The organism is Streptomyces sp. R-74717 (genome assembly GCF_047305335.1).
Lineage (GTDB): Bacteria > Actinomycetota > Actinomycetes > Streptomycetales > Streptomycetaceae > Streptomyces > Streptomyces atratus.
On the sequence record NZ_CP102361.1, the window covers coordinates 4,196,890 to 4,209,019 of the forward strand.

General features: G+C 65.8%; 7 protein-coding genes. All 7 read right to left on the minus strand.

The genetic code is table 11. From position 1 onward, the window contains the following. Nucleotides 1-305: 305 nt before the first annotated feature. Nucleotides 306-4,205: a DNA-directed RNA polymerase subunit beta' gene (locus tag NRF20_RS18940; protein ID WP_398632667.1), complete on the minus strand. Its 3,900-nt coding sequence runs from the start codon at nt 4,203-4,205 to the stop codon at nt 306-308. A gap of 129 nt (nt 4,206-4,334) precedes the next feature. Next, complete coding sequence (rpoB, locus tag NRF20_RS18945; RefSeq protein WP_266358737.1) at nt 4,335-7,820, minus strand: DNA-directed RNA polymerase subunit beta; 3,486 nt, start codon at nt 7,818-7,820, stop codon at nt 4,335-4,337. A gap of 598 nt (nt 7,821-8,418) precedes the next feature. Beyond that, a complete protein-coding gene (gene rplL, locus NRF20_RS18950) occupies nt 8,419-8,802 on the minus strand; it encodes a 50S ribosomal protein L7/L12 (RefSeq protein WP_093897231.1) in 384 nt (127 codons plus the stop codon). Nucleotides 8,803-8,913: 111 nt separating this feature from the next. After that, nucleotides 8,914-9,444 (minus strand): 50S ribosomal protein L10, encoded by a 531-nt coding sequence (rplJ, locus tag NRF20_RS18955; RefSeq protein WP_266358738.1) that lies wholly within the window; start codon nt 9,442-9,444, stop codon nt 8,914-8,916. A gap of 275 nt (nt 9,445-9,719) precedes the next feature. Then, a complete protein-coding gene (locus NRF20_RS18960) occupies nt 9,720-10,619 on the minus strand; it encodes a hypothetical protein (RefSeq protein WP_398632668.1) in 900 nt (299 codons plus the stop codon). 162 nt (nt 10,620-10,781) lie between these two features. Further along, a complete protein-coding gene (gene rplA / locus NRF20_RS18965; protein WP_266358741.1) occupies nt 10,782-11,504 on the minus strand; it encodes a 50S ribosomal protein L1 in 723 nt (240 codons plus the stop codon). 81 nt (nt 11,505-11,585) lie between these two features. Beyond that, nucleotides 11,586-12,020 carry a 50S ribosomal protein L11 gene (rplK, locus tag NRF20_RS18970; protein ID WP_006126872.1) on the minus strand — a complete coding sequence of 145 codons (435 nt, stop codon included), beginning with the start codon at nt 12,018-12,020 and terminating at the stop codon, nt 11,586-11,588. Nucleotides 12,021-12,130: the final 110 nt, after the last annotated feature.

A 12,130-nucleotide genomic window follows, 5' to 3' on the forward strand; every position in this document is an offset into this window, starting at 1 on the left:
GACACGCACACGAGCCCAGGCACACCCCAGGCACAAGGTCTGAGCGTACCTACCTCATCCACTCCGGTCAAAACAAATGCTGTCCGCGGCGACACGCCGTCACGGGTGCCCGGCTTGTCCCGACCCGTACGCGTAGGCTCCGGCACCCCGCACGACCCCGCACAGAGCTCCCAGGGGCCGCTCAGGGCCACCTCGGGCCCCGTCCGGCATGCGGACCTGGCCACGGCCGTGACGTATCGCACGCCAGAGGGCGGCCACCCCGTACACAACGGGGTGACCGCCCTCCGATCGATCAAGCGACTCGCTTACTGGTTGTACGGACCGTAGTCGTAGTCCTCCAGCGGAACGGCCTGGCCGGAGCCCGTGCCGAACGGCGAGTAGTCGATGTCGTCGTAGCCGACGGCCGAGTACATCGCGGCCTTGGCTTCCTCGGTCGGCTCGACCCGGATGTTGCGGTAACGGGACAGACCCGTACCGGCCGGGATGAGCTTACCGATGATGACGTTCTCCTTGAGGCCGATCAGGGAGTCCGACTTGGCGTTGATCGCCGCGTCGGTCAGAACCCTGGTCGTCTCCTGGAAGGACGCCGCCGACAGCCACGACTCGGTGGCGAGCGAGGCCTTGGTGATACCCATCAGCTGCGGACGGCCGGAGGCGGGGTGACCGCCCTCGGTGACCACACGACGGTTCTCGGTCTCGAACTTCGAGCGCTCGACGAGCTCGCCCGGCAGCAGTTCCGCGTCGCCGGACTCGATGATCGTCACACGGCGCAGCATCTGCCGGATGATGATCTCGATGTGCTTGTCGTGGATCGACACACCCTGCGAGTTGTAGACCTTCTGGACCTCGCCGACCAGGTGGACCTGGACCGCGCGCTGACCGAGGATCCGCAGCACGTCGTGCGGGTTGGTGGCACCCACGGTGAGCTTCTGGCCCACCTCGACGTGGTCGCCCTCGCCCACCAGCAGACGGGCACGCTTCGAGATCGGGAACGGCGTCTCGTCGCTGCCGTCGTCCGGGGTGACGACGATCTTCTTGGTCTTCTCGGTCTCCTCGATCCGGATGCGGCCTGCCGCCTCCGAGATCGGGGCGACACCCTTGGGCGTACGGGCTTCGAAGAGCTCGACGACTCGGGGCAGACCCTGGGTGATGTCGTCACCGGCCACACCACCGGTGTGGAAGGTACGCATCGTCAGCTGGGTACCGGGCTCACCGATGGACTGGGCGGCGATGATGCCGACCGCCTCACCGATGTCGACCAGCTTGCCGGTGGCGAGCGAGCGTCCGTAGCAGAAGGCACAGGTGCCGACCGCGGACTCACAGGTCAGGACCGAACGGGTCTTGACCTCCTCGACGCCGGCGCCCACCAGGGCGTCGATCAGGACGTCACCGAGGTCGACGTTGGCAGGCGCGATGACCTTGCCGTCGACGACGACGTCCTCGGCGAGCATGCGGGCGTAGACCGAGGTCTCGACGTCCTCCGTCTTGCGGAGCACACCGTCCGCACCCTTGACGGCGATCTTCAGCTTGAGGCCGCGGTCGGTGCCGCAGTCCTCCTCGCGAATGATCACGTCCTGCGAGACGTCCACCAGACGACGGGTCAGGTAACCCGAGTCGGCGGTACGCAGGGCGGTGTCCGCCAGACCCTTACGGGCACCGTGCGTGGAGATGAAGTACTCCAGAACGGTGAGGCCCTCACGGAAGGACGCCTTGATGGGACGCGGGATCGTCTCGTTCTTGGCGTTGGACACCAGACCACGCATACCGGCGATCTGACGCATCTGCATCATGTTTCCTCGGGCACCCGAGTCAACCATCATGAAGATGGGGTTCGTTTTGGGGAAGTTCGCGTTCATCGCCTCGGCAACCTCGTTGGTCGCCTTGGTCCAGATCGCGATGAGCTCCTGCGTGCGCTCGTCCTTGGTGATCAGACCGCGCTCGTACTGCTTCTGGACCTTCTCGTCCTGCGCCTCGTAGCCGGCGACGATCGCCTTCTTGGCCTCGGGGACCACGATGTCGGAGATGGCCACGGTGACACCGGAACGGGTCGCCCAGTAGAAGCCCGCCGCCTTCAGGTTGTCGAGCGTCGCCGCCACGATGACCTTGGGGTAGCGCTCGGCGAGGTCGTTGACGATCTCGGAGAGCTGCTTCTTGCCGACGGAGTAGTCGACGAACGGGTAGTCCTCGGGCAGCAGCTCATTGAAGAGCGCGCGGCCCAGGGACGTACGCAGCCGGAACGTGTCGCCCTGCTGGTACTCCTGCTCGCCCTCCTCGGCGACCGGCGGCACCCAGCCACGCGGCGGGATGGTGCCCACCGGGAAGCGGATGTCGACCTTCGCCTGGAGCGACAGCTCGCGGGCGTCGAAGGCCATGATCGCCTCGGCCGTGGAACCGAAGGAACGGCCCTGGCCGACGACCTTGCGCTCCTCCTCGTCCGTGGTGAGGAAGAACAGGCCCAGCACCATGTCCTGGGTCGGCATGGTGACGGGACGACCGTCGGCCGGCTTCAGGATGTTGTTCGAGGACAGCATCAGGATGCGGGCCTCGGCCTGCGCCTCCGCGGAGAGCGGCAGGTGCACGGCCATCTGGTCACCGTCGAAGTCCGCGTTGAACGCGGTGCAGACGAGCGGGTGGATCTGGATGGCCTTGCCCTCGACGAGCTGCGGCTCGAAGGCCTGGATGCCGAGGCGGTGCAGGGTCGGTGCACGGTTAAGCAGCACCGGGTGCTCGGCGATGACCTCTTCGAGGACGTCGTACACCACAGTGCGGCCACGCTCGACCATGCGCTTGGCCGACTTGATGTTCTGCGCGTGGTTCAGGTCGACCAGGCGCTTCATCACGAACGGCTTGAAGAGCTCCAGCGCCATGGCCTTGGGCAGACCGCACTGGTGCAGCTTCAGCTGCGGACCGACGACGATCACGGAACGCGCGGAGTAGTCCACACGCTTACCGAGAAGGTTCTGACGGAAACGACCCTGCTTGCCCTTCAGCATGTCGCTGAGGGACTTGAGCGGGCGGTTACCGGGACCGGTGACCGGGCGACCGCGGCGGCCGTTGTCGAACAGCGCGTCGACGGCCTCCTGCAGCATCCGCTTCTCGTTGTTCACGATGATCTCGGGGGCACCGAGGTCAAGGAGACGCTTGAGGCGGTTGTTGCGGTTGATCACACGGCGGTACAGGTCGTTCAGGTCGGAGGTCGCGAAGCGGCCACCGTCCAGCTGCACCATCGGACGCAGGTCCGGCGGGATGACCGGCACGCAGTCGAGCACCATGCCCTTGGGCTTGTTGCTGGTCTGCAGGAACGCGGAGACGACCTTGAGGCGCTTGAGCGCACGGGTCTTCTTCTGGCCCTTGCCGGTACGGATGATCTCGCGGAGGCGCTCGGCCTCCTCGTCGAGGTCGAACGACTCCAGGCGCTTCTGCAGAGCAGCGGCACCCATGCAGCCGTCGAAGTACGTGCCGAAGCGGTCACGCAGCTCGCGGTAGAGCAGCTCGTCGCCCTCCAGGTCCTGGACCTTGAGGTTCTTGAAGCGGCTCCACACCTCGTCGAGACGGTCGATCTCGCGCTGCGCACGGTCGCGCAGCTGCTTCATCTCACGCTCGGCGCCTTCGCGCACCTTGCGGCGCACGTCGGCCTTGGCACCCTCGGCCTCGAGCTCGGCCAGGTCGGTCTCGAGCTTCTTGGCGCGGGCCTCGAGGTCGGCGTCGCGACGGTTCTCGATCTGCTGACGCTCGACGGAGACGTGTGCCTCCAGCGAGGGCAGGTCGCGCGTACGGCGCTCCTCGTCCACGAACGTGATCATGTACGCGGCGAAGTAGATGACCTTCTCGAGGTCCTTCGGCGCGAGATCGAGCAGGTAGCCGAGGCGCGACGGGACGCCCTTGAAGTACCAGATGTGGGTGACGGGAGCGGCAAGCTCGATGTGACCCATGCGCTCACGACGCACCTTGGCGCGCGTGACCTCGACGCCACAACGCTCACAGATGATGCCCTTGAAGCGGACACGCTTGTACTTGCCGCAGTAGCACTCCCAGTCCCGGGTCGGACCGAAGATCTTCTCGCAGAAGAGTCCGTCCTTTTCGGGCTTGAGCGTGCGGTAGTTGATGGTCTCCGGCTTCTTCACTTCGCCGTGGGACCAGGTCCGGATGTCGTCCGCGGTGGCAAGGCCGATCCGCAGCTCGTCGAAGAAGTTGACGTCGAGCACTTGTCGTCAATCCCTCTTTCGGGGGTTCGAGCCCCCTCGCGTCACGCGAGAAATCGGGGCACTTCAGCAATGGTCTGAACGGGTCCGGGGAGAGCCGGCCGGATCACGGGGATCCGGCCGGCCAACCCGTCAGACCTCTTCGACGCTGCTCGGCTCGCGCCGGGACAGGTCGATACCGAGCTCCTCCGCCGCGCGGAAGACGTCCTCGTCCGTGTCGCGCATCTCGATGGACATGCCGTCCGAGGACAGCACCTCCACGTTGAGGCAGAGCGACTGCATTTCCTTGATGAGCACCTTGAAGGACTCGGGAATGCCGGGCTCGGGGATGTTCTCGCCCTTGACGATGGCCTCGTAGACCTTCACGCGGCCGGTCACGTCGTCGGACTTGATCGTCAGCAGTTCCTGGAGGGCGTAAGCGGCGCCGTAAGCCTCAAGGGCCCACACCTCCATCTCACCGAAGCGCTGTCCACCGAACTGTGCCTTACCACCCAGCGGCTGCTGGGTGATCATGGAGTACGGACCCGTCGAACGAGCGTGCAGCTTGTCGTCGACGAGGTGGTGGAGCTTGAGGATGTACATGTACCCGACCGAAACCGGGTCCGGGAACGGCTCGCCGGAGCGGCCGTCGAACAGCTGGGCCTTGCCGGAGGGCTGCACCAGGCGGTCGCCGTCGCGGTTCGGGATCGTGGCCTCGAAGAGACCGGAGATCTCGTCCTCGCGCGCACCGTCGAAGACGGGGGTGGCGACGTTGGTGCCGGGGGCGACCTGGTCGGCGCCGATGGCCTGCAGGCGCTTGGCCCACTCGTCACCGAGGCCGGAGACGTCCCAGCCGCGGCTGGCGAGCCAGCCGAGGTGGATCTCCAGGACCTGTCCCGGGTTCATTCGGGACGGGACACCCAGCGGGTTGAGGATGATGTCGACCGGGGTGCCGTCCTCCAGGAACGGCATGTCCTCGATCGGGAGGATCTTCGAGATGACGCCCTTGTTGCCGTGACGGCCGGCGAGCTTGTCACCGTCGGTGATCTTGCGCTTCTGCGCCACGTAGACGCGGACCAGCTGGTTCACGCCCGGCGGCAGCTCGTCGCCCTCTTCGCGGTCGAAGACGCGGACGCCGATGACCTTGCCGATCTCACCGTGCGGCACCTTCAGCGAGGTGTCGCGCACCTCGCGCGCCTTCTCACCGAAGATCGCGCGGAGCAGGCGCTCCTCGGGGGTCAGCTCGGTCTCACCCTTGGGCGTGACCTTGCCGACGAGGATGTCACCGGCGACGACCTCGGCACCGATACGGATGATGCCGCGCTCGTCGAGGTCGGCGAGGACCTCTTCGGAGACGTTCGGGATGTCCCGGGTGATCTCCTCCGGGCCGAGCTTGGTGTCACGGGCGTCGACCTCGTGCTCCTCGATGTGGATCGAGGAGAGGACGTCGTCCTGCACGAGGCGCTGCGACAGGATGATCGCGTCCTCGTAGTTGTGACCCTCCCACGGCATGAACGCCACGAGCAGGTTCTTGCCGAGGGCCATCTCACCGTTCTCGGTGGCCGGACCGTCGGCGAGGACCTGGTCGGCGACGACCCGGTCGCCCTCGGAGACGACAACCTTCTGGTTGACCGAGGTGCCCTGGTTGGAGCGCATGAACTTGGCGATGCGGTACGTGGTGTACGTGCCGTCGTCGTTGGTCACGGTGATGTAGTCCGCGGAGACCTCCTGGACCACACCGTCCTTCTCGGCCTTCAGCACGTCACCGGCGTCGGTGGCGCAGCGGTACTCCATGCCGGTGCCGACGAGCGGGGCCTCCGACTTAATCAGCGGCACCGCCTGACGCATCATGTTCGCGCCCATGAGGGCACGGTTGGCGTCGTCGTGCTCCAGGAAGGGGATCATCGCGGTGGCGACGGACACCATCTGGCGCGGCGAGACGTCCATGTAGTCGACGTCCGTGCCGGGCACGTAGTCGACCTCTCCGCCACGGCGGCGGACCAGGACGCGGGGCTCGACGAAACGCAGTTCCTCGGAGAGGGTCGCGTTCGCCTGAGCGATGACGTAGCGGTCTTCCTCGTCGGCCGTGATGTAGTCGACCTCGTCGGTGACCTGGCCGTCGACGACCTTGCGGTACGGCGTCTCGATGAAGCCGAACGCGTTGACGCGGCCGTACGAGGCGAGCGAACCGATCAGACCGATGTTCGGGCCTTCAGGGGTCTCGATCGGGCACATGCGTCCGTAGTGGGACGGGTGCACGTCGCGGACCTCGAAGCCGGCCCGCTCACGGGACAGACCACCGGGACCCAGAGCCGAGAGACGACGCTTGTGCGTCAGACCCGACAGCGGGTTGTTCTGGTCCATGAACTGGGACAGCTGGCTGGTGCCGAAGAACTCCTTGATGGAGGCGACGACCGGCCGGATGTTGATCAGGGTCTGCGGCGTGATCGCCTCGACGTCCTGGGTCGTCATGCGCTCACGCACGACGCGCTCCATACGGGCCAGACCCGTACGGACCTGGTTCTGGATGAGCTCGCCGACGTTGCGCAGACGACGGTTGCCGAAGTGGTCGATGTCGTCGGTCTCGACGACGATCGAACGACCGGACTCGCCGACCGTCTCGGTCTCACCGGCGTGCAGCTTGACCAGGTACTTGATGGTCGCGATGACGTCGTCGGTGGTGAGAACGCCGGCGTCCAGCGGCTCGTCGGCGCCGAGCTTCTTGTTCACCTTGTAGCGGCCGACCTTCGCGAGGTCGTAGCGCTTCGGGTTGAAGTAGAGGTTCTCGAGCAGCGTCTGAGCAGCCTCGCGCGTGGGCGGCTCGCCCGGGCGGAGCTTGCGGTAGATGTCGAGCAGCGCGTCGTCCTGGCCCTGGGTGTGGTCCTTCTCCAGGGTGGCGCGCATGGACTCGTACTCGCCGAACTCCTCGAGGATCTGCTCGGTGGTCCAACCGAGAGCCTTCAGGAGAACGGTCACGGACTGCTTGCGCTTGCGGTCGATGCGGACACCGACCATGTCGCGCTTGTCGATCTCCATCTCCAGCCAGGCACCCCGGGACGGGATGATCTTGGCGGAGAAGATGTCCTTGTCGGACGTCTTGTCGATGGAGGAGTCGAAGTAGACACCCGGCGAGCGGACCAGCTGCGACACGACGACACGCTCGGTGCCGTTGATGACGAAGGTGCCCTTGTTGGTCATGAGCGGGAAGTCGCCCATGAAGACCGTCTGGGACTTGATCTCGCCGGTCTCGTTGTTGGTGAACTCGGCCGTGACGAAGAGCGGGGCGGCGAACGTGAAGTCGCGCTCCTTGCACTCGTCGATCGAGTTCTTCGGGGGCTCGAAGCGGTGGTCGCGGAACGTAAGCGACATCGACCCGGAGAAGTCCTCGATCGGTGAAATCTCCTCGAAGATTTCCTCCAGGCCGGACTTGGTGGGGACGTCTTGTCCACTGTCCAGAGCAGCCTCGACGCGAGCCTTCCAGGCGGCATTGCCGAGGAGCCAGTCAAAGCTCTCGGTCTGCAGCGCGAGGAGGTTCGGAACCTCGAGGGGCTCCTTGATCTTTGCAAAGGAGATGCGCAGCGGGGCGGTGCTGGCACCGTTGTTCGTATTCGCGGTCGAGGCGTTGCGCGAGGCGGCCAAGAGGGGGTCCTTCCGAGGGCTCGGACTCACTACGCGCGTACCGGTCCCAAGTTGGACACGGAGACAGAAATCCCAGGTCAGGGAGGATCGGCCATCGGTGCTCAAGCGTGGGCATGCCCCTGGTGACGGGCAGGAGGCAGCTAACAGGCAGCGCAAAGGGTCAGTGTAGCCAAACGGCACACTGATGTCCAGTCGGGGTTCTCAGAGACCCACGTTGCTCTCAACAGCTGTTCTCAACACCTATGGCTAGCCCTTGCGCGTGGTGCGCTCTTCTTTACTGCCCTCTTCGCCCACGATCCATGCCTCGGATTCGGATCGATGTGACGACGCGTCCTGAGAATTGCGCGCCGCGTGCGGTTCGTCAAGGCCCCCCTGCCGGGACAGCGCCGCGCGGTCCTCACCCGACCGCCTCCCGGCGCCGGCCGGCCGCCCCCGAGAGGCAACAGCGAAGATCACCATACTCGTCGCCGCCGGAAGAGCAAGGCAGCCGCCGCGGGTACGCCGAAGGGCGACCACCCGGATGGGTGATCGCCCTTCGCGTTTTGACGTCCGTGCCGTGCGGCACAGGCAGTCAGAAGGAGTCAGCAGACTCCCTGAGTCACTTGACCTCGACGGAAGCGCCGGCGGCCTTGAGGGACTCGGCAGCCTTCTCGGCGGCCTCCTTGGCGACCTTCTCGAGGACCGGCTTCGGGGTGCCGTCGACGAGGTCCTTGGCCTCCTTCAGACCCAGGGAGGTCAGCTCACGCACGACCTTGATGACCTGGATCTTCTTCTCGCCGGCGCCGGTGAGGATGACGTCGAACTCGTCCTGCTCCTCGACGGCCTCAGCGGCGGCACCGGGGGCACCCGGGGCGGCAACGGCGACCGCGGCGGCGGCGGTGACGTCGAACTTCTCCTCGAAGGCCTTCACGAACTCGGAGAGCTCGATGAGGGTCATCTCTTCGAACTGCGCGAGCAGGTCGTCCTGGGACAGCTTCGCCATGATGGCGTCCTTCCACTAATTCGGCAGGTGCCGGAGTTACATGTAGGCGGGCGTACGTTCGGCCCGCTGCGACCGTCGCTCTAGTGAGCGGCGATCATTGCGCGAGCCGAATTACTCGGCACCGCCCTGCTCGGCCTGCTTGGCACGAAGCGCCTCCGCGGTGCGGACGAACTTCGACGGGAGCGCCTGGAAGACCTGAGCAGCCTGAGTCTGCTTGCCCTTCATGGCGCCCGCCAGCTTGGCGAGCAGAACCTCGCGGGACTCGAGGTCCGCGAGCTTCTTGATCTCATCCGCGGTCAGCGCCTTACCATCAAGGACACCGCCCTTGATGATGAGGTTGGGGTTGTCCTTGGCGAAGTCACGAAGACCCTTCGCCGACTCCACCGGGTCACCGGTGATGAAGGCAACCGCCGTCGGACCAGTGAACTGGTCGTCCAGCGAAGTGATCCCGGCCTCGTTGGCCGCAATCTTGGTCAGCGTGTTCTTCACCACGGCGTACTGGGCGTTCTCACCGAGCGAACGACGCAGCGTCTTGAGCTGCGCCACGGTGAGACCCCGGTACTCGGTCAGCACGGCGGCGTTCGAGCTGCGGAACTGGTCCGTCAGCTCGGCTACCGCGGCAGCCTTGTCGGGCCTTGCCATGAGCGTCGGCCTCCTTCCGGGTGATGAGGACCGCTCAGAAGGGGCCGGGAAAGACGAAACGCCCCGGCGCAGGCGCCAGGGCGTAGCTCGACCGAACGAAGTCCGGGAGCTTTCCACAGTCACCTGCGCAGGTCGCCCGTACTCAACGGATCCTTCGGTCACTGTTCCCTCTTGCGAGAGCACAGCAACGACCAGCGGTCTTTGGCTTCTGTAGGAGAGTACGCGACCGGTGTCGCGCCGAGCAAATCCGTCCCTCTTCGGGCGGTGCGGGGGGGTCAGTTCGTGCCCGAACCGGTCCCCTGCTGCTGCTTCACGAGATCGGTGAAGTCGACCGTGTCGCCGGCCGGGGGCTTCTCGACCGAGACCTTGGTGCCGTAGTCGCTGTAGTACACCGTCGAATTGAGCTCGCCGGTCTTCATCTGGCCGCGCTCGGTCTTCTTGACCAGCAGGTTGTTCTCGTCGACCCAGATGTCGACCTTCTCCGTGGTGATTCCGGCGGCGCTCAGCTGCTTCTTCAGCTGGTCGAGCTGGTCGGCATCGAGCGCGGAGTTCTTCGCGGTCAGTTCGGCGACGTCGACGGTGCCGGAGTAGTGCGTGGCGGAGACCCCGCGTACGTCCTCCTGGCCGACCTTCTTCACGTCACCGGAGGCCAGCAGGGACTTCACACCCTGGTCGGGGGTGGTGTTCTGCATCTGCTGCTTCATCGCCTCGCCGGAGGCGCCCGCACGCTTGGCGAGGTCGGCGTAGTCGTAGCTGATCCAGTGCTTGCCGCCGGCCTGCCTGGCGAAGGCGTCGCCCATGTTGACGACGTAGCCGCCCTTGAAATAGCGGGCCTGCATCGTGCCGCTGCCACCGTTCTGCTTCATGGCGTCCGCCACGCTGCCGCCGGTGTACGTGATCTCCATGGTGCCGGTGAGACCGTCGGTCCAGTCGATGGTGCCGCTCTGCTTCATGGACATGGTGGAGCCCATCTGGGTAGTGCCCTCGACCTTCGCCGAGTTCTCCCCACCGGTCTTCTTCTGCACGTCGCGCAACGCGGCGATGGGGTCGGCCTTCACCACGGCGCTGCCGCGGTTGTCGCCGCTGCCGTCCGATCCCCCGCAGGCCGCGACCGACGTCAGCGCCGCCGCCACCGCTATCGACAGACTCAAACGTCGCACGGTACTGGTCCTCATGTCCGCTTCCACCCCTCGTTCGGCTCTCGAAGCCTCACGCTAACGCACAGCTCCGACACAACCACCGGTTACATACGGATACGAGGACGGGCCCCGCACCTCGAAAGGTTGCGGGGCCCGTCAATGTCACACGTGACGCGGCTTGCTGCCGAGCGCTGAGGCTCAGACGGCGGCCGGGTCCTCCTCGACGAGGAGGTTACGGGTGCGGTTGGCGTCCAGCGGGATGCCGGGGCCCATCGTGGTGGCCAGGGTGGCCTTCTTGATGTAGCGGCCCTTGGCGGCGGACGGCTTCAGACGGAGGATCTCCTCCAGCGCCGCTGCGTAGTTCTCCACCAGCTTGGTGTCGTCGAACGAGACCTTGCCGATGATGAAGTGCAGGTTCGAGTGCTTGTCGACGCGGAACTCGATCTTGCCGCCCTTGATGTCGTTGACAGCCTTCGCGACATCGGGGGTGACGGTGCCGGTCTTCGGGTTCGGCATCAGACCACGCGGACCGAGCACCCGGCCGAGACGGCCGACCTTGCCCATGAGGTCCGGGGTGGCGACGACGGCGTCGAAGTCCAGACGGCCCTTCGCCACCTCGTCGATGAGCTCGTCGGCGCCGACGATGTCGGCGCCCGCGGCTTCCGCGGCCGCAGCACGGTCACCGGTCGCGAAGACCAGGACCCGGGCGGTCTTGCCGGTGCCGTGCGGGAGGTTCACGGTGCCACGGACCATCTGGTCGGCCTTGCGAGGGTCAACACCCAGGCAGAACGCGACCTCGACGGTGCCGTCGAACTTGGTGGAGGCGGTCTCCTTGGCGAGACGGACGGCCTCGAGCGGGGCGTAGTTGCGCGCCCGGTCGATCTTGGCGTCCGCAGCGCGGAGGTTCTTGCTGCGCTTCACTTCTACTCCTGTGGTTTCAGGGTGTGGAGTCGTGGTGCGGGCCAGCGCTTGGCCCTACCACTGAGGACGTGAGGGGCTGAATCAGCCTTCGACCGTGATGCCCATGGAACGGGCGGTGCCAGCGATGATCTTCGACGCGGCGTCGAGGTCGTTGGCGTTCAGGTCGGGGAGCTTCGTCGTGGCGATCTCACGGACCTGGGCAGCCGTCAGCTTGGCGACCTTGGTCTTGTGCGGCTCGCCGGAGCCCTTCTCCACGCCCGCGGCCTTGAGGATCAGCTTCGCGGCCGGCGGAGTCTTGGTGACGAAGGTGAAGGAACGGTCTTCGTAGACCGTGATCTCCACCGGCACGACCATGCCACGCTGCGACTCGGTCGCGGCGTTGTAGGCCTTGCAGAATTCCATGATGTTGACGCCGTGCTGGCCGAGCGCGGGGCCGACCGGCGGGGCCGGGTTGGCCGCACCTGCGTTGATCTGGAGCTTGATAAGCCCCGTGACCTTCTTCTTCTTGGGAGGCATTGCTCTCTCCGGGTCCTAGTGAGAGTTTTTCGCCGCCGTCCGGTCATCCGGATGGAGGCATACCGCACAACGATAACGGGTATAGCTGCGCGACCAAAAACCGAGCAGGT